Origin of the sequence: Streptococcus sp. HN38 (assembly GCF_028335765.1) — a bacterium.
Classification (GTDB): Bacteria; Bacillota; Bacilli; order Lactobacillales; family Streptococcaceae; genus Streptococcus; species Streptococcus suis_P.
Window position 1 is genome coordinate 553,865 of the sequence record NZ_CP116604.1, and the last position, 23,089, is coordinate 576,953.

22 protein-coding genes and 3 pseudogenes are annotated in these 23,089 nt (G+C 40.7%); 14 read left to right on the plus strand and 11 right to left on the minus strand.

From position 1 onward, the window contains the following. Positions 1-100 precede the first annotated feature (100 nt). Both PHA78_RS02775 and PHA78_RS12525 read right to left on the minus strand, forming a co-directional pair. Positions 101-947, minus strand: a pseudogene (locus tag PHA78_RS02775) (IS630 family transposase); the annotation flags it as partial. Beyond that, positions 948-1,136 (minus strand): annotated as a pseudogene (locus PHA78_RS12525) (helix-turn-helix domain-containing protein); the annotation flags it as partial. 88 nt (positions 1,137-1,224) lie between these two features. Here PHA78_RS12525 and PHA78_RS02780 point away from each other — a divergent pair. Beyond that, positions 1,225-1,692 carry a GNAT family N-acetyltransferase gene (locus tag PHA78_RS02780; RefSeq protein ID WP_002942918.1) on the plus strand — a complete coding sequence of 156 codons (468 nt, stop codon included), beginning with the start codon at positions 1,225-1,227 and terminating at the stop codon, positions 1,690-1,692. A gap of 139 nt (positions 1,693-1,831) precedes the next feature. On the opposite strand, the gene PHA78_RS02785 is transcribed toward PHA78_RS02780, so the two are convergent. From PHA78_RS02785 to PHA78_RS02795, 3 genes are all read right to left on the minus strand, one after another. Further along, positions 1,832-3,118: a hydroxymethylglutaryl-CoA reductase, degradative gene (locus tag PHA78_RS02785; RefSeq protein ID WP_029187477.1), complete on the minus strand. Its 1,287-nt coding sequence runs from the start codon at positions 3,116-3,118 to the stop codon at positions 1,832-1,834. A 61-nt stretch (positions 3,119-3,179) separates the two neighbouring features. Next, on the minus strand, positions 3,180-4,334 hold the full coding sequence (locus PHA78_RS02790; protein WP_029187476.1) for a hydroxymethylglutaryl-CoA synthase: 1,155 nt from the start codon (positions 4,332-4,334) through the stop codon (positions 3,180-3,182). Positions 4,335-4,362: 28 nt separating this feature from the next. After that, on the minus strand, positions 4,363-5,547 hold the full coding sequence (locus tag PHA78_RS02795; RefSeq protein ID WP_024376718.1) for an acetyl-CoA C-acetyltransferase: 1,185 nt from the start codon (positions 5,545-5,547) through the stop codon (positions 4,363-4,365). 225 nt (positions 5,548-5,772) lie between these two features. Between PHA78_RS02795 and PHA78_RS02800 the strand changes: the two genes are divergently transcribed. The 3 genes from PHA78_RS02800 (at position 5,773) to PHA78_RS02810 (ending at position 8,641) form a co-directional block, all read left to right on the plus strand. Next, positions 5,773-6,465, plus strand: a complete 693-nt coding sequence (locus PHA78_RS02800) for a phosphoglycerate mutase (protein ID WP_024378952.1) — start codon at positions 5,773-5,775, stop codon at positions 6,463-6,465. A 105-nt stretch (positions 6,466-6,570) separates the two neighbouring features. After that, the gene (gene gloA, locus PHA78_RS02805) at positions 6,571-6,954 is read left to right on the plus strand and encodes a lactoylglutathione lyase (protein ID WP_015647197.1); all 384 of its coding nucleotides are present in this window, start codon (positions 6,571-6,573) and stop codon (positions 6,952-6,954) included. 289 nt (positions 6,955-7,243) lie between these two features. Continuing rightward, positions 7,244-8,641: a polysaccharide deacetylase family protein gene (locus tag PHA78_RS02810; protein ID WP_029997274.1), complete on the plus strand. Its 1,398-nt coding sequence runs from the start codon at positions 7,244-7,246 to the stop codon at positions 8,639-8,641. A gap of 66 nt (positions 8,642-8,707) precedes the next feature. On the opposite strand, the gene PHA78_RS02815 is transcribed toward PHA78_RS02810, so the two are convergent. Further along, the gene (locus PHA78_RS02815; protein WP_272158423.1) at positions 8,708-9,790 is read right to left on the minus strand and encodes a DEAD/DEAH box helicase; all 1,083 of its coding nucleotides are present in this window, start codon (positions 9,788-9,790) and stop codon (positions 8,708-8,710) included. Then, positions 9,780-10,766: a Gfo/Idh/MocA family protein gene (locus PHA78_RS02820; RefSeq protein ID WP_272158424.1), complete on the minus strand. Its 987-nt coding sequence runs from the start codon at positions 10,764-10,766 to the stop codon at positions 9,780-9,782. The genes PHA78_RS02815 and PHA78_RS02820 overlap by 11 nt, the downstream gene beginning before the upstream one ends. A gap of 83 nt (positions 10,767-10,849) precedes the next feature. Here PHA78_RS02820 and udk point away from each other — a divergent pair, with 83 nt between their 5' ends. The 5 genes from udk (at position 10,850) to dnaX (ending at position 14,606) form a co-directional block, all read left to right on the plus strand. Further along, positions 10,850-11,479 carry a uridine kinase gene (udk, locus tag PHA78_RS02825; RefSeq protein WP_002936217.1) on the plus strand — a complete coding sequence of 210 codons (630 nt, stop codon included), beginning with the start codon at positions 10,850-10,852 and terminating at the stop codon, positions 11,477-11,479. Between the two features lies 1 nt (position 11,480). Beyond that, positions 11,481-12,020, plus strand: a complete 540-nt coding sequence (locus tag PHA78_RS02830) for a PadR family transcriptional regulator (protein WP_044777745.1) — start codon at positions 11,481-11,483, stop codon at positions 12,018-12,020. An 87-nt stretch (positions 12,021-12,107) separates the two neighbouring features. Further along, positions 12,108-12,377, plus strand: coding sequence for a DUF1294 domain-containing protein (locus PHA78_RS02835; RefSeq protein ID WP_105147489.1), 270 nt, complete (start codon positions 12,108-12,110; stop codon positions 12,375-12,377). A gap of 64 nt (positions 12,378-12,441) precedes the next feature. Continuing rightward, positions 12,442-12,939 carry a GAF domain-containing protein gene (locus PHA78_RS02840; RefSeq protein WP_014638428.1) on the plus strand — a complete coding sequence of 166 codons (498 nt, stop codon included), beginning with the start codon at positions 12,442-12,444 and terminating at the stop codon, positions 12,937-12,939. After that, positions 12,939-14,606: a DNA polymerase III subunit gamma/tau gene (gene dnaX / locus PHA78_RS02845; RefSeq protein WP_029176833.1), complete on the plus strand. Its 1,668-nt coding sequence runs from the start codon at positions 12,939-12,941 to the stop codon at positions 14,604-14,606. Before PHA78_RS02840 ends, dnaX begins: the two co-directional genes overlap by 1 nt. 310 nt (positions 14,607-14,916) lie before the next feature. On the opposite strand, the pseudogene PHA78_RS02850 reads toward dnaX, so the two are convergent. After that, positions 14,917-16,424 (minus strand): annotated as a pseudogene (locus tag PHA78_RS02850) (IS1182 family transposase). Positions 16,425-16,624: 200 nt separating this feature from the next. Here PHA78_RS02850 and PHA78_RS02855 point away from each other — a divergent pair. Continuing rightward, the gene (locus PHA78_RS02855; RefSeq protein WP_099871730.1) at positions 16,625-16,813 is read left to right on the plus strand and encodes a DUF3272 family protein; all 189 of its coding nucleotides are present in this window, start codon (positions 16,625-16,627) and stop codon (positions 16,811-16,813) included. On the opposite strand, the gene birA is transcribed toward PHA78_RS02855, so the two are convergent. The 3 genes from birA to PHA78_RS02870 all read right to left on the minus strand — a co-directional run bounded on the left by birA (position 16,788) and on the right by PHA78_RS02870 (position 20,697). After that, positions 16,788-17,735 carry a bifunctional biotin--[acetyl-CoA-carboxylase] ligase/biotin operon repressor BirA gene (gene birA, locus PHA78_RS02860; RefSeq protein ID WP_105147488.1) on the minus strand — a complete coding sequence of 316 codons (948 nt, stop codon included), beginning with the start codon at positions 17,733-17,735 and terminating at the stop codon, positions 16,788-16,790. The genes PHA78_RS02855 and birA overlap by 26 nt on opposite strands. An 84-nt stretch (positions 17,736-17,819) precedes the next feature. Beyond that, complete coding sequence (locus PHA78_RS02865; protein ID WP_272158425.1) at positions 17,820-18,902, minus strand: DEAD/DEAH box helicase; 1,083 nt, start codon at positions 18,900-18,902, stop codon at positions 17,820-17,822. Continuing rightward, positions 18,874-20,697 (minus strand): SNF2-related protein, encoded by a 1,824-nt coding sequence (locus PHA78_RS02870; protein WP_272158426.1) that lies wholly within the window; start codon positions 20,695-20,697, stop codon positions 18,874-18,876. The genes PHA78_RS02865 and PHA78_RS02870 overlap by 29 nt, the downstream gene beginning before the upstream one ends. A 44-nt stretch (positions 20,698-20,741) precedes the next feature. Here PHA78_RS02870 and PHA78_RS02875 point away from each other — a divergent pair, with 44 nt between their 5' ends. From PHA78_RS02875 to PHA78_RS02890, 4 genes are read left to right on the plus strand one after another with little or no spacing between them, the layout of a single operon-like run. Continuing rightward, entirely contained in the window at positions 20,742-21,776 is a 1,035-nt protein-coding gene (locus tag PHA78_RS02875) for a M42 family metallopeptidase (protein WP_272158427.1), read from the plus strand. A gap of 1 nt (position 21,777) precedes the next feature. Beyond that, complete coding sequence (locus PHA78_RS02880) at positions 21,778-22,209, plus strand: hypothetical protein (RefSeq protein ID WP_272158428.1); 432 nt, start codon at positions 21,778-21,780, stop codon at positions 22,207-22,209. 21 nt (positions 22,210-22,230) lie between these two features. Further along, complete coding sequence (locus PHA78_RS02885) at positions 22,231-22,515, plus strand: hypothetical protein (RefSeq protein WP_238139815.1); 285 nt, start codon at positions 22,231-22,233, stop codon at positions 22,513-22,515. A gap of 16 nt (positions 22,516-22,531) precedes the next feature. Beyond that, entirely contained in the window at positions 22,532-22,999 is a 468-nt protein-coding gene (locus PHA78_RS02890; RefSeq protein WP_024389949.1) for a deoxycytidylate deaminase, read from the plus strand. Positions 23,000-23,089: the final 90 nt, after the last annotated feature.

Sequence of the window (23,089 nt, forward strand, 5' to 3'; positions counted from 1 at the left end):
AAAATTTTAGGATACACCTATAGTATACTCGAATTTTCAGATTCTTCATCGGTCTGCAGACCTATTTTGTTATACTCAACAAAAATCAAAAGCAAACCAGTCAAGTGTTTTTAAACCATTGTCTACTAACAATTGGTTTTAAAATAGACCAATCTAACTCTCGTATTACTTCTTGAAGCTTGTTTATCACATCGTCTAGTGTTTTAAAAGCTTTATTCTTAAACCCTCTCTTTCGAATCTCAGCCCAAACTTGTTCAATTGGATTCATTTCAGGAGTATAGGGAGGAATAAACTCAAAACCAATATTATGTGGTTTCTCTAAGGTACTTGATTTATGCCAAACGGCATTGTCCATCACTAATAAAATATAATCGTCAGGATAAGCTTCAGATAGTTGTTTGAGAAAAACATTCATCCAATCTGTATTACAGCCCCCAGCGATAATGAAGAAGGACTCTCCTGTATGGGCATCAACAGCACCATAGCAATAGCGATACTCACGAATATAGTGACTATGTACATGCGGTCTCACCCCTTTTGGTGCCCAGGCCTTCCCAATTTTACTGATCCGACCGAAACCCGCCTCATCTTGATACATTAGCCTGACTTTATGATAGCGACGACTATTCTTGAAGCGCTTTCCTGTTTTCGTGAATGAAGATTTTATTTTTAGACGCTAGAATCGTTTCGGCGTCTGCTTTTTTAGGGTGTTCTGGTCTTGGCGTCACTTTGCGCCAACCATGGCGTTTAAGAATGGCATAGAATCCTTCCTTGGTCGTAGGGTGTCCAACCCGTTTCTGATAAGCTTCATAGAGAGAGTTTATCGTCACAAATTCGCCATTTAGTGAGGCTGTTAACTGTTCTTTTAGAAACGCTTCCTCTTCTTGAAGGGTTAAATATTGACGGTTCCGTCCACCTCGCGTTTCTCTTACTAGAGCTGAAATCCCCTCAAGTTCGTACTTGCGCTGTAAGGACCAGATTGTATACTTTGAATAGCCGATGAGGTTAGTGATTTCCTTATAGCTAAGACCTTCTGCTCTGAACAAGATAACTTGAAGTCGTCTATGAAATGGAGAATAGGTTTTATCTTTCAAATAAGTTTTTAATTCTTTCGTTTGTTCGATAGTAAGTTTCATAAATCTATTATAGGTTAGTTTTTGTTTTTTGAATAGTATTAAAAAATAAACATGTGCTATAATAATAAAAACTCAAAAGGAGAGTATTATGACAATCCGTAAAGCTAGACAATCTGATATTCCAGTTTTAAATGAATTATTACAAGATATTTTACAGGTGCATCACCAGGCACGACCAGATATTTTTAAAAGTGCAGGTCAAAAATTTTCTGAGGCTGAATTAGTAGCACTTTTGGAAAATCCAGATAAGCCTATTTTTGTCTTTGAGTTAGAGGGACAAGTGGTTGGGCATCTTTTTTGTGAATTATCTACCGCAACAGGCGATGTTTTAGAACCAGTTAAAACCTTGTTTATTGATGATTTGTGTGTAGCCAATTCTGCGCGTGGTCAAAGAATTGGCGAGCAGCTTTATGAATTTGCTCTTTCCTATGCTAAGGAGCAGGGTTGCCACAATCTTACCTTGGATGTATGGGCTGACAATGCAGGAGCTGTCCGTTTTTATGAACGCCAAGGAATGAAACCACAAAAGTTCCGTATGGAGCAAATAATAGAGTGAGGCTGGGCAAAAAGCCCAGGACCACTACTCAGAGTTCGTGTCAACATCTCAGCGCAGTGGTTGATTGGCAGATTTGTTCGTGTTTTGCACTCCAAATCTGGCCTAATCAACTGTGCGGGGGTGGGAAGACGAACTCTTTTTATCTTGGTCGAGTTCTTTCCCACTCCCAATGTCCTCTCATTTTTGCCAATAATTTTTGAGCAGTTTCTAGGTTGCTGTGCTTTTCTTTCCGCAGGAGTTGGGCTAGTTGGTCTACTTCATGCTCCTCGGCGCCAGCAAGTAGCGCTAGGGATTTTGCGTGGAGCTTCATGTGACCAGCCTGGATCCCTGAAGTAACAAGAGCACGCAGGGCAGCAAAGTTCTGACAGAGACCGACAGAAGCGATGATAGAAGCTAATTGGCGTGCCTTTGGTTGTTGGAGAAGGTCAAAAGCGACTGCTACCTTTGGATTGAGCCCGATAGAGCCACCGACGGAGGCGATCGGAAGAGGTAGGGTGATGGAGCCGACCAAGTGCTCGCCATCAATGGACCAAGTAGAAAGCCCCTTGTATTGCCCATCACGGCTGGCATAAGCATGGGACCCGGCTTCGACTGCCCGCCAGTCATTTCCTGTAGCGATAACGACAGCATCTATACCATTAAAAATCCCTTTGTTATGTGTCGCAGCACGATAAGGGTCCACTTGCGCCAGTTTGCTTGCTAAGGCTATTTTTTGAGCAGTTTCTTGAGCAATGGCAGAGCTGGTAGCCAGACTAGGGATGGCAATATGGCATTGGGCGGTGACCAGTGACTCCGTTGCATAGTTGGAGAGGATTCCCATCAAAGCCTGTCCCTTGCTGAGCTCTTCTAAGTCATCCTTAACAGCTTCTAACATGTTATTGAGGATATTGGCTCCCATGGCTTCTTGTACATCAACCTGAAGATAGGCAATCAAAAACTCATCCTTACTCTCAATAGTCAATTCTCTTGCACCGCCCCCTCGTTTGACAATGGAAGGGTGTGCTTGATTGGCAGTTTCTAAAATACTCTCCTTATGGTTAAGAATCGCCTGTGTCGCTCTGCTATGGTCTGAAATATCGTAGAGGGCAACTTGTCCAATCATGATACGGTTGTGAATAGTCGTTGTAAAACCGCCAGATTTAGCGATGATTTTGGCTCCGAAAGATGCAGCTGCAACCACAGAAGGTTCTTCAGTAACCATCGGTACAGAATAAGTTTGTCCATCCACTAGAAGTTCTGGAAGTACAGAAAAAGGTAAGGAAAACGTTCCTAGATGATTTTCTGCCATCTTTCCCGCAATTGCTTCTGGCAGGTTTTCGTCTTTGTATAGAACGTCTAAGCTATCTTCGGATAGGGAACGATTCTGACGGAGAATATCAATGCGCTCTTGGCGTGATTTTTTATAAAATCCGGAAAAAGTTGACATAGGTTCCTCTTTCTATAGGAAAGCGCCCCTTGGTGAGAGCCAAAGGGCGCCGTTTTGGCTTTTATTTACGATAGATACGTTTGTGATTATCCACTTTGATAAGGGCAAAGGGACTTTGGTCTTCTGGTAGGTCAAGGGATGAACAAGTTTCATCAAGTGTAATTTCTTCAAAGAAGACTTGTTCGTATTCCTTAACGCTGAGTTTTGTACGCTGATTGAGTTGTTCTAAACGATTTTCTTGTAAGTGGTTGCGATAACCTTCAACGAGTTGACCGCTGAAAATTTCACAGACAGCGCCGCTACCATAGCTATAAAAGAGGATTTGATCCCCTGTCTCTAACGCTCTGCTATTTTCCAAAAGGGAAAGAAGAGAGAGGAAGATAGAGCCAGTGTAGATGTTGCCGACGACTTTATTATAGACGATAGCTTCCTGGAAACGTTCTGTCAAGCGACTAAGAGTTTCTTCATCCTGAGCAATAGCTTGCAGTCCTTTAAGACCTTGTTTGGAGAAAGGAATATGTAAGCACATGGCAGCAAAATCGTTGAGGGTTTTGCCTGTTTTTTGTTGATAGTAGTCGAAAGTTGTCGTCAAGCAATCGGTGTACTGTTCAGTTGAAAATTTACCATCAACACGTGGATATTTGTCGTAGTTAGGACGCCAGAAGTCGTAGATGTCACGTGTCTGGCAGACATTATCATTGTTGAGGACCAAAATTCGTGGGTTTGCGGTTACCAACATGGCAACTGCACCAGCACCTTGGGTAGGTTCACCGCCAGAAGCGACTCCATATTTTGCAATATCACTAGCAATGACTAGGACTTTTGATTCTGGGAATTGAGCGATATGGCTTTTGGCAAGACTTAGTCCAGCCGTTGCACCGTAACAAGCCTCCTTCATCTCGATGGAGCGAGCGAAGGGCTGAATACCGAGTAATCCATGAATGGTGACGGCGGCAGCCTTACTTTGATCTACGCTAGATTCTGTACCGACAATAACCATGTCAATGGTTTGTTTATCTTCTTCTGTCAGAATGGCTTCGGCAGCCTTTGCCCCAAGACTGATAATATCTTGAGTGACAGGAGCTACAGCCATTTCAGACTGAAGAAGACCAATCTTAAATTTATTTGGGTCCACATTGCGGGCTTGGGCTAAATCAGCCAAATCTAAAACATAATCGGGTGCCGCAAATCCGATTTTATCAATACCGATGTTCATAATATATCCTTTGTGTACAAATGATAGGTTAACTTGTTTGCGCATTGGAAACGATTAGGGAGATGCCTTGACCGCCTCCGATACAAAGTGAGCAAAGACCAAGCTCTTTTTCTTGCTTGATTAATTCGTGAATCAGAGTGACTAGGATTCGACTACCACTAGCTCCGATTGGATGTCCAAGGGCAATAGCACCACCATTGACATTGACTTTTGCAGGATCAATGCCGAGTTGTTTGACAACTGGAATTGATTGGGCTGCAAATGCCTCGTTGAGTTCGAATAGATCGATATCCTCGACTGTTTTATTCAGTTTTTGTAGCGCTTTTTGGCTAGCAGTAATAGGTCCAAGCCCCATCAATGCGGGATCTAAACCGCTTGTTGCATAGGCCTCAATATAGGCGAGTGGCTGGATATTTAGCTCACTGGCTTTTTCATCAGACATGAGTACCAAGACAGCACAGCCGTCGTTGATGCCAGAAGCATTGGCTGCGGTGACGGTTCCATCCTTTTTAAAAGATGGCCGAAGTGTTGCCAATTTTTCAATTGGCGTCAGACGAGGGTACTCATCTGTGGCAAAAATAGTTTCGCCTTTCCGATTTTTTAATCTAATAGGAACAATTTCGTCAACAAATCTTCCCTCAGCAATAGCTTTTGCAGCCTTCTCTTGGCTACTGTATGTAAAAGCATCTTGCTCTGCGCGACTGACTTGATAGTGTTCAGCAACATTTTCTGCAGTAATACCCATGTGATAGTCGTTGAAGGCATCTGTTAGACCGTCTGTCAGCATAGAATCTTCTAGAGTAATATGACCAAATTTACTACCAAACCGGCTAGTTTTGGATAGATAAGGTGCCTGGCTCATAATTTCAATGCCCCCAGCCACAACTACATCATTGTCACCTAGCATGATTGACTGGGCAGCCAGGAGGACTGATTTGAGACCGGAACCACAGACTTTATTGACTGCATAGGCAGAGGCTGTCTGAGGAATGCCTGCACGAATAGCAATTTGACGTGCAATATTTTGTCCTTGTCCTGCTGAAAGAACATTTCCGAAGATAACTTCATCAACGCTGTCTGCAGGGATGTTTTTACTAGCTAAGGCTGTTTCGAGGACTTGCGCCCCTAAATCAGCAATTTCAATATCTTTCAGACTACCTCCGAAACTGCCGATGGCAGAACGATAGGCAGACACGATAGCTACTTTTTTCATGATAACTCCTATAGTGGTATCGTTTTGAACTGTCGTGTTCAGCCTTACTATTATACCATTATTTTGTATTTTTTCTAAGAAGAAAGATAGGTCTAGAGACTGAATTTACATGAAAGAGTAATGAAAGCGTACACAGATTGTGGAAAGGCTGGCATTTTTTTACCTTTTCGTGTAAAATAGAGAAGTATAAGAGGGGAACCTCAAAATTTAAAGGAGAATCCATAAATGGTAAAATTGGTTTTTGCTCGCCATGGTGAGTCTGAATGGAACAAAGCTAACCTTTTCACTGGTTGGGCTGATGTTGATTTGTCTGAAAAAGGTACACAACAAGCAATCGATGCAGGTAAATTGATCAAAGAAGCAGGTATCGAATTTGATCTTGCTTTCACATCTGTATTGAAACGTGCTATCAAGACTACAAACTTGGCTCTTGAAGCTGCAGATCAATTGTGGGTACCAGTTGAAAAATCATGGCGTTTGAACGAACGTCACTACGGTGGTTTGACTGGCTTGAACAAAGCTGAAGCAGCTGCTGAATTTGGTGATGAGCAAGTTCACATCTGGCGTCGTTCTTATGATACTTTGCCACCAGAAATGGCTAAAGATCATGAGTATTCAGCACACACTGACCGTCGCTATGCACACCTTGATGATTCAGTTATTCCAGATGCAGAAAACTTGAAAGTAACGCTTGAGCGTGCCCTTCCATTCTGGGAAGATAAAATTGCTCCAGCATTGAAAGACGGTAAAAACGTATTCGTAGGTGCACACGGTAACTCAATCCGTGCCCTTGTAAAACACATCAAACAATTGTCTGATGACGAAATCATGGATGTGGAAATTCCAAACTTCCCACCACTTGTATTCGAATTGGATGAAAACTTGAACATTGTGAAAGAGTACTACTTGGAAGCATAATTCATTTAAGGCCTGAGTTCGCTCAGGCTTTTTTAGTTTTGAATATCAGATTTTTCATAGAGAGTATGGTATACTGGTGGTATTAAATGGTAGGAGGAATTTATTATGGCAAGTAAAAAAATGTTGCACGCTTGTTTGCGTGTTGAGAATTTAGAAGCATCGCAAAAGTTCTATGAAGAAGGGTTTGGCTTTAAAGAAACCCGTCGCAAGGACTATCCAGAGCACAAGTTTACCTTGGTTTACTTAGCACTTGAAGGAGATGACTTTGAGATTGAATTGACCTACAATTATGATCATGGTCCCTATATCGTAGGCGACGGTTTCTCGCATCTAGCTCTTTCTTCAGATGATTTAGAAGGGGACAATGCGAAACATAAGGAGCTGGGCTATCCAACGACAGACATCAAGGGCTTGCCAGGAAGTCCAGGTCGTTATTATTTTGTGACAGATCCAGATGGCTACCGTGTGGAAGTCATTCGTGCAGATTAATTTAGAAAAGATTGCTTAGGCAGTCTTTTTCTTTTCAAAAAAATCAGAAAATGGCAGAAGGGAGGGCATTAGGAAGCAAATCAATTATTTATACTCAATGAAAATCAAAAGTAGCCTAGGAAACGAATCCGAAGATAGAACTGGAGTTCATCAAGGCTCTTGACAACGGATAATTTTGATTTTCGAAGAGTATTACCTAATCTTTTTATGAGTTTTTATAGAACTGTCTTGACAAGAGCCTTTAAATGATTTAGCATAGTTTATATATGTTTTGAATGGGAGGTTGGAGATGAAAAAAGTTAGTTTTTGGTTGGGAATCAACATCGCCTTGCTCGGCATAATGGTAAGTTTGGCTGTATGGTTATTTGCAGGACTTCAAGAAAGACAGGTTAGTCAGTTTATCGAGGAAAAACAACAAACCATCCTCGCTAAAGGCAAGGGCAAAATTCAAGAGGGAAATATTGATACGACCCATGTTGTGGCTGCCTTACCTACAGATGATGCAGGTCATGTCTTAGGACCTGTAGAAAGTCGAATGATTTCCTATGTTCAAAGACGCTTTGGTCATAAAAAACCAGCAGGAAAAATTCAAAAACTGGTCTTTATTTCATCAATAGAGGGAAAAACAAATTTTAAAAATGTAACAGCTCGTGAAATTCAAGCGGAGCACTATAAAGTAGACAACTTGCAAATTAAAAAGCAGGATAAACTCCCGTCTGAGCGTGTGTTGTTGACGCAGGACAATGAATTGTTTACTCTGGAAGATTTATTACCTAATTTATCCTCTGCAGTAAGTATTATTGTTGATCATCTAAGAGAAGCCTTACTTGCTCAAGGAATGAAAGAGACTGATGTAGAAGCGATTGTCAAAAAATTTGAAACACTAGACTTAAATGCTATTTCCTTTAGTTATGGAGACAGCCAATTAACCTTACAATTACCAGATGGTTACGGCATCAACCAGTTGGTTCTACCGATTTCAGATTTGTACCCAGTAGTGAAGAGTGATTATCTAGTAGATGCTGATAAGGTTGGCTATGATGAGTATATGGCTGCACAAGTTGTGGATAAGAAACAATTGAGACAGGTCGCTCTAACCTTTGATGATGGACCAAATCCGAACACGACACCGGTAGTTTTAGATTTACTGAAAAAATATAATGCCAAAGCAACTTTCTTTGTTGTTGGTAAGGCTGTAGCTGGGAATGAAGCTATTCTCCGTAGAATTGTAGCAGAAGGGCACGTCATCGCCAACCATACGTGGAATCATCCCAATCTAGTCACTATTTCTGGGGAGCAAGTACAGAGAGAAATTCAAGATACACAGGCAGCTATTACTGAAGCTACAGGTATTGTACCAACAATGGTTCGCCCTCCTTATGGTTCAGTTAACCAGGCTGTTGTCAATCAGATTGGACTTCCATCGATTTATTGGTCGGTCGATTCTAAAGATTGGAAGAGTCGCGATCCACAAGCCATTTTGAAAGAAATAAAAGAACAGACTTGTCCAGGAAGTATTATCCTAATGCATGATATTCATCAGTCAACAGTTGATAGCCTCGAGTCTGTATTGCAATTTTTAACAGGTGAGGGCTACAATATGGTTACTGTAACAGACTTACTCGCCAGTCCTCTCAATCCTCAATTAATTTATTATTCACAAGAATTATCTGGTCCAGCCCAGTAAGAATGATAAAAGGCTTAGAATCATGTTAGTAGAAACACTGGTTCTAAGCCTTTTGTATATTGTTCATTATATTTTGTAGAGCTCTTGATTCTTGAGAATGACTTCTTGGACGGAGGCATACTTTTTCAATTGTTTTAGTTCGCTAGGACTAGAGACTAGGGTGATGACAAGACCTTCCTTGCCCATGCGTCCAGTACGTCCAGAACGATGAGTATAGGCTTCCTGGTCAAAAGGAACTTCAAAGTTGAGGACACATTCTAAGTTATCAATATCAATACCGCGTGCGACCATATCTGTAGCAAGTAGAAGATTGAGTTCGTGATTTTTGAAACGTTCGATGATGACCTTACGGAATTTTACGTTGACATCAGAAGCCAATGAAACTGCATTCACACCATTATAGAGTAGTTTATCTTCGCTTGCACCAAGGTCTGATAGGCTGTTGAAGAAAGCCAGAGCACGAAAATCAGGGATATTGGCAAACTTACGTAGAGTTTCCAAACGGTCACGCTTATCTACCATCATATAGCAATGTTGGATATTATCCAATTTCTGCTCAGATAAATCAATGCTTTCAATGTCCTCAGCAATTTTTTGACGGTCAAATTTAGCTGTTGCACTCATGTAGATTAACTGGTGGTCACGAGGTACATAGTTGATAATCTTTTCAACAAACTGATATTGAGAATCAGAGAAGAGTTGGTCAAATTCATCTAAGATAATGGTGTTGATATTCATCATCTTGATTTTTTTCAATTTAATCAACTCGAAAATACGACCAGGTGTTCCAATCAGGATTTCTGGTCCTTTTTTTAGTCGCTCAATCTGGCGTTTTTGACTGGAACCAGACAAGAATAGTTGGGCAGTCAGCCCAATTGTTTCCGACCAAGTCTTACAAACGTCAAATATTTGACCAGCCAGCTCTGTATTTGGTGCGAGGATGAGCAATTGTTGAGCTTTTTTAGGAGTTAGGGCTAATAGACTAGGCCAGAGGTAGGCAAGGGTTTTTCCTGTACCTGTTGGGCTGATAGCTAGAAGGGACTTGCCGTTTGCAATAGGCTCAAAGGCCTGGACTTGGATAGGAGTAAAGTCCTCAAAGCCAAGTAGGGTAAGCTGGTCCGTCCAGCTGGAGGGAAATTTAGATTTCATTGTTATCCGCCTTAAAGATTATTCCTGCGTCTTGACGCATGGTGTAAAGTGTTTGATGGACGCTTTCTGCCACATCCAGCCATTCATTGGCTAGGTCGTGATTGCCTGTCTGTATAGCTTGGGCAATGGCTTGTACCTCTTCCAGCATAGCATCTTCCTGAGCTCGGATAGGTAGGACTACTTGGCTACCATCATGTTTTGTGAAAATAGCAGAGCTGATATGCTGGCAGGCGTTGAGGGTGAGAGTTCCCTCACTGGTATATATTTCGCTTGGTAGATTGCTAGTGATATTCTTTCCAGCCTGAATACTTACGAGAAAATCATCATAAGTCAGTTGCCCAGTCCCATTCAAATCAATGGATGAAGGGAGTTGTTGAGCAGTGTATCGGGCTGCATTTGGTCTGCCAAAGAGGCCAATGGCAGTATAGAGGGTATAGACACCCAAATCCATCAAGGCTCCGCCTGAAAAATCAGTTGAAAAGATATTTGGGGTCTGTCCTGCCAAGAGGTCAGGCATTTTGGAAGAGTATTTGGCATAGGAGAAGTTGGCCCCCAAAACAGTCTTATCCTTCAAGAAGTCCCTAATAATAGCGATGGCTACCTCGTGGTAATTGCGGGCAGCTTCAAATAGGAAGACACCATTTTCCTTGGCAATCTGACGAAGTTGTGTCAATTCTTGAGGTGTAGACACCATAGGCTTTTCAACGATAGCGTGTTTGCCGGCCTTGAGAACAGCTTTTGCATGTTCAAAATGCAAGGCGTTTGGACTGGCAATATAGACCAAGTCAGTCGGTGCAGAAAGGAATTTTATCCATTCTGTGTATAATTTTACATTTTCGTAATTTGTTGAAAATGACAAAGCAGTTTCCAGTTTTCTTGAAAATATCGCTGATAATTGAAGATATTTACTCAAATGAGCGGAGAAAATGAACTTGTGACTGATGTCTGAGGTACCAATAATACCAAAATTTAGCATAAATTCTCATTTCTTTATGTGTTATCCTTTCCATTATACCATGTTTCATGGTAAAATAGTATTGAAAATAGAAGGAGATGATGATGACTCAGAAACCCATTATTATTGGCGTAACCGGCGGATCTGGGGGTGGCAAGACAAGTGTGTCGCGTGCCATTCTGGATAATTTCCCAAATGCTCGCATATCAATGATTGAACACGATTCTTACTATAAGAATCAGTCACACCTAACCTTTGAAGAACGGATACTGACCAATTATGACCATCCACTGGCTTTTGATACGGATTTGATGATTTATCATATCAGTGAGCTATTAGCAGGACGTTCAGTGGATATTCCGATTTATGATTACACTCAGCACACACGTTCAGAGAAGACCTATCGTCAGGAACCACAAGATGTATTTATTGTGGAAGGTATTTTAGTATTGGAAGACAAACGGTTGCGGGATTTAATGGATATTAAGATATTCGTCGATACTGATGACGATATTCGTATCATTCGCCGCATTAAGAGAGACATGGAAGAGCGTGGCCGTAGCTTAGATAGTATCATTGAGCAGTACACCTCGGTGGTGAAACCAATGTATCACCAGTTTATCGAGCCAACCAAGCGCTATGCAGATATCGTCATTCCTGAAGGCGTCAGCAACGTTGTAGCCATCGACTTGATTAACACCAAGGTGGAGAGTATATTAAGAGAGCGTGGTTAAGATGCCGAAGCAGAGAATATTACCCCATATTATTCTAGGGATAATGGGTGCTAGCGGTCAAATGGTAACTGGCAAGCAGATTACCGACTATGTTCAACGTGATTTAGGAGAATTTTGGCAGGTAGCTCACAGCCAAGTTTATCCAGAATTGAAACGCATGACAAAAGAAGAATTGATTACCTGTCATGCTGTACCTGGCAATGAAAAAGAAAAGCAGTACGCGATGACTGCGACAGGGCGTCAGATTTTGGATGAATGGTTATCTGTTCCAAATGATGAAACTCCTCAACAAAAGGATTTGTTTTCCATTAAAATGTTCTTTATCCGTGATAAAAATGATCCACGGATACCAGGTTTGTTGGAAAATCAAATTGAATTAGTCGCTAAGCACTTGAAACACCTAGACAGTCGTAAGGTTGAGTTGTTCTCGACCAAGGAGAGTATCCAAGACAACTATGGTCACTATTTGATTTTGACACGGTCTATTGAACGCAACCGTGCCCAGCTCAAATGGTTAGAGGATACACTGGCAGAAATGTAACGATTCGGATTTCCGAATCGTTTTTTCTTGTGTCCTGTTTTGGATTATGTTAGAGTAAGAAGAAATGTGACTTAATTGGAGGAATGTATGTCAATCAAACAGATGGTTAGTATGGCGCTAGTAGTGTGGAATTTACTTGTCTTTATTACCTATGGTATGGATAAAGGGAAGGCCAGAAAGGATGCCTATCGAATTTCTGAAAAAACCTTATTACTAATGGCTTACTTGGGTGGTGGTCTAGGTGCCTGGGCAGGTGGTACTCATTTCCGCCACAAAACCCAGAAAAAGTATTTTCAACTAGCCTGGGCTATAGGGGTATTGATTGATGCAGTGATTATGTACTGGATGTGGAAATAGGCGCAAGCCTTTTTCTTTATCGCTCGGACTATAAAAGTCGGCTTAACTATGCTATAATGTTCCTATGACAAAACAAGAAAAAATTTCAAACTATCAATTATTATTGGCTCAATTGGAAGCTCTTCTTGATGGTGAAACCAATGCTTTAGCCAATCTATCAAATGCTTCTGCTTTGCTCAATCAAGCTCTACCAAACTCTGTCTTTACAGGATTTTACTTGTATGACGGTAGTGAATTGATTTTGGGGCCTTTTCAGGGTGGCGTTTCCTGTGTTCATATTGCACTTGGAAAGGGTGTCTGCGGTGAGGCTGCAGCTAAGCGCCAGACTATTCTCGTAGACGATGTTCGTCTACATGATAACTATATTTCCTGCGATGCGACAGCCCTATCAGAAATCGTGGTGCCAATGGTGAAAAACGACCAGTTGCTGGGCGTTTTGGACTTGGATTCGAGATTGGTAGCTGATTACGATACGATTGACCAAGACTATCTAGAAAAGTTCGTTGCTCTCTTGGTTGAGAAGACGGACTGGAATTTTGCTATGTTTGGAGAAAAACGCTAATGTACCAAGCTTTATATAGGAAGTACCGAAGCCAGACCTTTGGGGAGATGGTGGGGCAGGAGGTGGTTGCGACCACGCTCAAACAGGCCATTGAACAGGGGAAAATCAGCCATGCCTATCTCTTTTCAGGTCCTCGTGGTACGGGTAAGACATCGGCAGCTAAGATTTTTGCCAAGGCCATGAACTGTCCTAATCAGGTTGGAGGTGAGCCTTGTAACGATTGTTATATCTGTCAGGCCATTACCGAGGGCAGTCTGGAAGATGTGATTGAGATTGATGCTGCTTCCAACAATGGTGTGGATGAGATTCGTGATATTCGTGATAAATCGACCTATGCACCTAGTCTTGCGACCTATAAGGTCTATATCATCGACGAGGTCCACATGCTGTCTACTGGAGCCTTCAATGCCCTCTTGAAGACCTTGGAAGAACCGACGGAAAATGTGGTCTTTATTCTAGCAACGACGGAATTGCACAAGATTCCTGCTACCATTCTGTCAAGGGTGCAACGATTTGAATTTAAGTCCATCAAGGTGACGGACATTCAGGAGCACTTGGCTGCAATTTTGACCAAGGAAGGGCTAATCTTTGACGAGCAGGCTCTGACGATCATTGCGCGTCGGGCAGAAGGGGGGATGCGGGATGCCCTATCCATTTTGGATCAGGCTCTCAGCCTTAGTCCGGACCAGCAAGTGACCTTGGAAATTGCTGAGGAAATTACGGGTTCTATCAGCTTGCGTGCCTTGGATGACTATGTGGCAAGTCTGCGTCAAGGGGATAGTGTCACAGCTCTCCAGCATCTACAAACCTTGTTTGACCAAGGAAAGAGTATGAGCCGTTTTGCGACAGATCTTTTGCACTATTTGAGAGATGTCCTTATCGTGCAGACGGGTGGTGAGGATACGCATTTAACAACAGGTTTTTCAGAAAATCTAGCTCTTGAGCAGGCACGGATTTTTACCATGATAGAGATGGTGACCAGGGGGTTGGCGGACATCAAGTCCAGTCCTCAACCGAAGATTTACGCTGAAATGATGACCATTCGTTTGGCTGAAGATAGTTCTCCTTCGGGGGCAATGGCAGAGCTGCCCGCTGATTTACTGGGTCAACTAGCCAGTCTGCAACAACAAGTTGCGGATTTACAGAAACAACTAGGTCAATTATCTAGTCAACCAAGTGCTGTTAAGCCAGTTTCACGCAAGCCACAGGCTCCGAAGAAGTACCGATTGGATACCAGCAAGGTTCATGCCATTTTGCAGGAAGCTATGGAAAATCCAACCTTGGCGCGTGAAAATTTGACTCGCTTGCAGAATGCTTGGGGAGAAATTATCGAGAGTCTGTCAGGTGCAGATCGTGCCTTGTTGGTTGGTTCACAACCAGTTGCTGCCAATGAAAATCATGCGATTCTAGCCTTTGATTCTCCGCTTAATGCTGAACAGACGATGAAGCGTGACAATCTCAATACCATGTTTGGAAATATTCTCAGCAAGGCAGCAGGTTTTTCACCACAGATTTTAGCTATTGCTCAGGAAGATTGGGTAAGTATTCGTGCTGAATTTTCGGCGAAAGCAAAAGGGCAAAAGACACAGGAAATCGAAAAAGAAGCCAGTCCAGTCCCAGAAGAATTTGGCTTTCTCGCAGATACAGTTGAGATTAGAAATGATTAGAAAATGAGGCTGAGCAAAAAGCTCAGCACCGCTTCTCAAAGTTAGTGTCAACATCTCAGCGCAGTGGTTGATTGGCAGATTTGTTCGTGTTTTACACTCCAAATCTGACCATTACGACTGATGCGAACAGAGTTTGCTTCATTTCCAACCTCAAACTGTCTCCCAGACAGTTTGAGCTGTGCGGGGGTGGGAGTGAAACAGTCTGGGGATAGACTGTTTCAGCTCAACAACTTAAAACGAAAAATTGTTGACGAACTCTTCTATGAATGGTCGAGTTCTTTCCCACTCCCGAATAGTTTTGATAGATATTTTATACTATTTTCAATCCTAAATATTTTTCATATCTCCTTAAGAAAGCACCAATTAGATTGGTGTCAGATTGCAGACAAACATCGTTTTGGTGTTTGTCTTTTTTACTGTTTTTAGAGAAAAATGGCTGTTTTAATGCTGAAACCACCCCATCTGGACAAAATAAAAAGGCCTTCTTGCCATCCTTTTAGCTAGTTTTTTGAGATTTAAGCACGCCAAAGTCAGTCCAATCTTATCCTCCATTTTGGACTTGCCTTTTTCCCTCGTGTAGCGCAGATTATGGTATTCCTTGGCTGTGCCAAATAGCCGTTCAATCGTCTCTTTCCGATGTTGATAGAGTTCCTTCATCCCTCTTTGATGACGAATATCCTCGCACTGTTCCAAATACTCCTTCCAAATATGCCGCGTGACAACTTTTTGATGGTTCTTACTGGTCGTACATACTGATAATAGGGGACAGTTGGCACAAATTGCAGGATCACTTTTGTATTCTCGGTAGCCTTCTCGGGTAGTCGTGCGATAGGTCAAAGCCTGATGTTCAGGACACAGGATACAATCGAAGTGTTCGTCATAGACAAAATCTTTAGGACGAAGTTGTCCCTTCTTCCCACGGGGACGGGTGTAGGGAAGGACAGGAGTGATTTCCTTATCAAGCAAAAACTTGGCAATACTGGGAGTTTTATAGCCTGAATCCGCAATGATATACTCTGGTTTCAAGGGTTCAAGCTTGGCAAAAAGTGCAGGAAAAGCCTGGCTGTCATGGATATTGCCAGCCTCAACACTATAAGCAAGTGCCCAGCCATACTTATCACAGGCAACTTGGGCAGAATAAGCGAAAACTTCCTTATGATCACCTTTATGGAACCAGCCACTCTCAGGGTCGGTAGTGGATAGTTTCTGGTTTTTAACCTCTCTTTTTTCGACGGGCTTTAGTGGCTTTTTTCCGTGCTTTACCCGATCTTGATTAATTTCGATTTCCAGCTGTTCACTCATGAATTTAGCCTGCTTTTCCACCTCTTGGTTGATAAACTTACGATTATTGGCCGCAGCTTTAATATGAGTTCCGTCTATGAAAATCTCCGTCGGGTCAATCAGGCCTGCATTGATACACAGCCCAAGAATATGTGTGAAAATGGACTCAATCAACCCTTTCTCTTGAAAGCGACGGGAATAATTTTTGCCGTATGTCGTGAAGTGAGGCACCTTGTCATCTAGGGTTAAACCAAGAAACCAGCGATAGGCAGTATTCACTTCAATATCCTTGATGGTCTGACGCATGGAACGAATACCATAAAAGCACTGAATCAGAGGAATTTTAACTAACATGACAGGGTCAAGACTAGGACGACCATTATCAGGCGAATAGGTATCTTCTACTAGGTCATAAATGAAGTCGAAGTCAATCACAACTTCCACTTGGCGCAGGAAATGATCTGCAGGCACAAGCTGGTCAAGGGTATAGAAACCGTACTGATTGCGGTTATAGTCAGGTTTTTCTTTGTGTAGCATAGGAGAACCTCATAAGTTCTTTTTCTTATATTATACTCCTAAATACGAAGAAAAGCCCTTAGAAAATCAATTCTAAGGACTTTGTCTTCAGTCTGGCACCAATTAGATTGGTGTTTTCTTGTTTAGAAAAGAATTGAAACCTATCAAGAAAGCATATAAAAATTCAGCCAGTTGACTGAATTTTTGGTATAATCTATTTTATGAAACTTCCACAATTTCTTTTTTTAGCCATTACAACTATTTTAGCTGTTTATTTTATGAATGCATCGATTTTGACAGGAGATTTCTTGATTGCAGGTATCTACGCCTTTATCGCCTATCGGAATCTTCATTTTGCTTACAAGGTGACTAAATTTATTCGTTTTATGGAGAAGCAGACCAAGAAGTAAGGCTGATTTCTCCGCTGGAGATAATTTTTGCTTTGCCGTTATCTAACTGGATAACCAGGTTTCCTGTATCAGTAACAGCGATGGCTGTACCCTTAAATTCAACTTGATTTTCTACAAAGCTCACTTGTTGGCCAACGACAAGTGATTTTTCTTTGTAAAGGGCAATTAGTTCCTTCTCATCGGTTTCTAAGAAGGCTTTCCAGATGGCAGTAATGAGTTGATTGCGGGTAAATGGTGGTTGTTCCTCGAAAAGATTTCCTGCAGATTGTTGTAATTCCTTAGGGAAATCGTCTATACGGACATTGATGCCGACACCGATAATGACATCGGTTACCCGTTGGTTTTCCATAGAAGAGATAGCTTCAGTGAGGATGCCAGCGACCTTTTTGTGTCCGAGATAGATGTCATTGACCCACTTGATTTGGACGTCCAAGTCGCAAAGAGATTGAATGGCCATCACAACAGCAGCTGCAGCTAAAATGGTGTAGGGCTTAAATTCTAGAAAAGGAACATTGGGAGAGAGACGAAGCGACATATAAATGCCGCCTGACTTGGAGGCATAAAAGGGTCTCCCAAATCGCCCCTTGGCTTTATTCTGATAGGGAGCTAGATATAGGGCAGGACTAGTATGACCTGATTCAATACCTTGTTTGGCATCTAGTTGGGTGGAGTCGCTGTCAGCTTTCAGGTAGACAGGCAGTTGGAGTTCCTCTGCAATCAAGTCTGGCAGTAGCAAATCCCCATCGGCCAATTTGTAACCACGATTACGGGCAGCCTCAATAGTTAAACCATGCGTTTCTAACTGGCGAATGGCTTTCCAAACTGAAGTCCGAGAAATACCCAATTCCTGAGCCAAATCTTCTCCGCTCATGTAGTCTTCTTTTTCTTTTAATAGTAAATAAATCTTCTGGTAGGTTTTCATACCTTCATTATAGCATAGTATTTGTGGCTCTATCACATGATATAATTAGAAATTAGAGATAATCATATTTGTTGACACTTAGAACTAATTATTAGGCGAATTACTATTTATTGAGTTGCTTTTTCGTAATGCCAATCTTTTTTTCTCTAATTCAAATACTTCTTGTTTTATTTTTTTCTCCTCTGTATTTGATATTTCAAAAACTTCACTTTTTTCAAATGCTTCAGCAATACTAGAATCATTAGCGTATTTATTGAATAATTCAATTTTTTCACTTAGTAGTTTTACTATGGATTCATCGATGCTTTCCTCAGTTAACAACCGATATACGATAACTTTTCTGGATTGTCCCATTCTATAGACACGGCTTATTGCTTGTTGTTCGGTTGAGGGTTTCCATTGAGGTTCGCAGAGGATAACAATGTTGGCTGCTTGAATATTTAAACCGACTCCTCCGGCATCAATTTGGCTGAGTAAAACCGTCTGATTTGGATCTTTGCTAAATTCATCTATGGTTTCCTGTCTTTGTTTTGGTGAAATATCACCTGAAATTATGAAACGAGCTAAGTGTTTTAATTCATCTTGTAATCTATAAAGGACACCTTCTTTAAAAAATGAAAAGATAATTACCTTTTGACCAGTTTCTTTAGCCTCCTTGCAGATTTCAAGTATTTGAAGTATTTTCTTTGAATCATTACCGAAAAATGCAGCCCTTCTCATTCTCATGATACCTCCTGGTCCATCTAGTAATGATTCATCATAGAATTGTTGCTGGATTGGTGTAAATTGAGACCACAGTTCTATCGTTTCTAGTTCAGGTAATTCATCAAGAACTTCTTTTCGTTTTCTTCTTAAGTAGATAGTAGAAAGCTTTATTTTTAAGTCCTTAGAAGAATGATATCTTGATTCTAATTTGTTTGCTAGAGCTGGATTCAACATATTAATTAGATGTAACATCTCAGAGAATCGATTTTCTAGAGGTGTACCCGACATAAAAAGTTTATAATCAGCGAGTTTACTTAGTTCCATTGAGTATTTTGTTCGCATTGTATTTGGGTTTTTAATATAGTGTGCTTCATCGATTATTAAAAAATCAATATTTTTGTTTCTTATTGAAGTCAGTAAGGTTTTGACCTGTTCATAAATTAGTAAGTAATACTCCCCCATTTTGTTGCCATTGATGTAGTAATGTTTGCCGCAAATTTCCTCTATACACAAAAGTTGGAAGAGTTGACCATTTTTGAATTTCTCGATCCCAATTTTCTAATACACTTAATGGACAAACCACAACAGTGTATATTTTTTTATTGTGAAACAAATGGTTTGCGATAGCAATAGCTTGAATAGTTTTACCAAGACCCATCTCATCACCAAGTAGAACATTTTTATAGTGAAGAACATATTGAACTCCAAATGTTTGATATGAACGCAAAACAACTTTTAAACCAAGTCGATTAATTTCATTTTGCTTTACTTTTTCTACAATGATACTAGGTAGATCGTTAGGAATATATTTCTTTTTAGAACCGGTTGTCTCTTCTATGAGAGCATAGTAAGTAGCATTGTTTTCAATAAATAACTCTATTAATTTATCTTTGTCAAGGATATCCTCAACTCGATCTTCAAATGAATATTCTCTTAAAATAGCCGCATATCGTTTGTAAAGTTCTGATTCTGCATTTAGCCAGCTATCTCTTCTTTCGTCTGTTTGAAAGTTTAATTGCAATCTATTAGGAGTAGTTGCTTCTAATTGTTTTAAGGCTGCAATCAGAGATTCTAATTCTAACACTATTTTTTGTTCTAGTTTCTCTTTTTCTATTGGATATGCCTGATATATTGTCAATAAATTAATAAGCTTGTATTCATGTTCGGAGAACGTGTCTACAGAGAGTTTAGGGAAAAAATTTAGCTTACTGCTCTGTAAAATATTTGCCACAACTTTCTTAATGGATAAAACATCCTCCAAAGGAATGGCACAAAGTTTACTAATATGTTCATTTGAAGAATTTTTGATATTCATTAGAAACTTGAAATGTTTTGATAGGTTAGGAAAATATCTCTCAATCTGAATGTTGGTATTTTCTAATAATTCAATGGGATAACTTTGAGATTGTCTATTAAAATATTTTTCTTTAATTTCATCCCAGGTATTATTAATAGCCAAGCTAAGTCCCATTTTTGAATGTTTCTTGATGTGACGTAGTTTTTTATTGAGTGATAGATGTAAAGTTTCGAGAATATAATCTGAATTGGAATCACTTAGTATTCCAAGCTGATTGATGAGTTGTGTAAAGTATTCCTTCTGATGATGGTAAAAGTATTCAAGTTGATTGGAGGAACTGTCACTATTAATTAGTTTTTTCCAGTTTGAAAGATTTTCTTCTAATTTCACAACTTCTTTTGAGTGCAACTCAATCTCTTGATAAGCTGTATTTAACTTGTTTCTAGTAGTTTGACTTTGAATAAATTTTAGGAACGGATATTTTTCTTTCTTTATAACATATTGTAAGTTTTCTTGTAATGTTAGTAAATTTAAAAAAGAATTCATTCTATATTCAGATATATATTGTTCTAGTGATTCAGAAATGATTAAAATGGTTTGCCACTCATCTCTATTTTCAAAAATGTTTGAGGGAAAAAAGTTGTTTTTTAATTGCTTTTCATCTTGAGTATGAGTGCAATTTATCAATTCTTCAAGAATAAGTTTTGGTAGTTTTGTTTGCCATTCTTTAAACTCTTTTTCTTTTTGATAGTTATATAACTCTGTTTTTTTAATATGAAAGCGAGTCAACTCTACATTCTCAAAATCTTCGAGTAACTTGATGTTTAGATTAACCTTATTCAGTAAAATTTTTAGTTCACTTAGCTTCATCAATTTTTCTTCTTTCCTTCCTTTATTTTGATAATATTTTAACACATTTTTATTTATATAAATAAGTAAAATACATTTCTTGATAGTCATTTTATTTAAAACTGCTATAATAGTCTTATGAATAGGAGGTTTTCATGAAGACACTTGATTACATTGTTACATTGACCAACACTCCGTCGCCAACTGGTTTTACGACGGATATTATGAATTACATCAAGGCAGAGGTTGAAAGTTTCGGCTATGTTGCTAGTAAGACCGCTAAAGGTGGTGTTTTGGTGACAGTTCCGGGGGAAAATGACCAGGAACACCGCATGGTGACTGCTCACCTGGACACACTGGGGGCCATGGTTCGTGCAGTGAAACCGGATGGCCGACTCAAAATGGATTTGGTGGGAGGATTTGGATACCCTTCTATTGAGGGAGAAAACTGCTTAATTCATTGCGCTAAAAATGGCAAGACTTTCACAGGTACTATTCTCATGCACCAGACCTCTGTCCATGTCTATCGGGATGCCAGTACCGCTGAGCGCAATCAGACCAATATGGAAATTCGTTTGGACGAAAAAGTGACCAATGCGGACGAGACGCGGGCCTTAGGTATTGAAGTCGGAGATTTTATCTCCTTTGATCCTCGTACCGTCGTGACAGAAACTGGCTTTATCAAGAGTCGTCACTTGGATGATAAGGTATCCGCAGCTATCTTGCTTCATCTTTTGAAGGTCTATAAGGAAGAGGGAGCGACCATGCCTTATACGACACATTTCTATTTTTCAAACAATGAAGAGATTGGCTACGGCGCCAACTCCAGCATTCCTGCTCAGGTGGTTGAGTATTTGGCGGTGGATATGGGGGCAATGGGAGATGACCAGCAAACTGACGAATACACAGTTTCTATCTGTGTCAAAGATGGTTCAGGTCCATATCATTACGAACTTCGTCAGCACTTGGTAGCCTTGGCAGAGAGGGATGGTATTCCATATAAATTAGACATTTATCCATATTATGGTTCCGATGCTTCGGCAGCTATGCGAGCAGGTGCAGATGTTAAGCATGCCCTATTGGGGGCTGGTATTGAGTCCAGCCATTCCTATGAACGGACGCATTTGGATTCTGTAGTTGCGACTGAGCGGATGGTAGATGCCTATTTGAAATCAGCAATGGTAGATTAAGATGAATGAAACCCGTTTTTTAGAGTTATTCAATGACTTGGATAAGGTCTTGCGTAAGGTGTGCGGTGTTGCGGATGGGGAATATGCAGATGTAGGCTCTATGTTGACCAAGGCAAAGGAATTGACGCGACATAATCCCGTTGAGGCGAACTGGGATAAACTCTATGTGGCTCGTCAGTTGCGTAATCTCATGGTTCATGAGAAACGAACAGGTTTGAAGGAAGTAGCCCAACCTTCGCAGGAATTAATCACTGTTTTGGAAAAAGTGATAGCCCAGTACCAAGAACCGATTACCATTGCCGACTATTTGCAAAAGACCCAGAAAATTAAGCCGGTTATTTTTGAGGCCAAGGACAAATTGATAAAGGCTTTAGAAATTGTGGAGCAAGAGCATTTTTCTAAGTTTCCTATTTTTTCTGACAAGGTTTATTAAGGTCTGGTTTCTGACAAGGGATTGACAAATTGGTTGGCCAAGGCAAGCAAGGAAACGGGCTCTATACGTGAAAAATTGGTGGAGGCTAGTCTTGAAGACGTACTGGCTTGTGAGGAAGATAGTATTCAGGTGATTGTTCTACCAATAACAACCCATCTTTATCAGGTAATTAATCATTTTGAGGGGCGTAAGCGCACAACCGTCCTAGTCAGTCGTCAGGCGAGCGGGAAGCTTCATTCTCCTGAAGATATTGTTGGTATCATTACGGCACAAGATATAGCAGAAATTTATGGAATGGTGGATTGAGTGGAAGGGAGAAATCATGTCAACAAATCGTTTAGCTTGGGATGAGTATTTTGCGGCTCAGGCGCTCTTGATTGCCAATCGGGCGACCTGTAAGAGAGCAAAGGTCGGTGCGGTTTTGGTTAAGGACAATAAGGTTATCGCAACAGGCTACAACGGTTCTGTTTCAGGAACCGAACATTGTTTGGATCAGGAATGTCTTATGATTGATGGTCATTGCGCTAGAACCTTGCATGCGGAAGTCAATGCCATTTTACAAGGAGCGGAGCGGGGAATTCCAAAAGGTTTTACTGCCTATGTGACCCATTTCCCATGCCTTAACTGCTCCAAACAATTGTTACAGGTTGGTTGTAAGCGGGTTGTTTATATCAATGAATACCGCATGGATGACTATGCTCAGTATCTTTATAAGGAAAAAGGATGCGAGTTGGTTCATTTGCCTCTAGAGGTGGTTAAACAGGCAATTGCAGAAGCCGAATTTATCTAATGATTTTGTAGAAGAGTGGGAGTGGGAAAGAACTCGACCATTCATAGAAGAGTTCGTCAACAATTTTTCGTTTTAAGTTGTTGAGCTGAA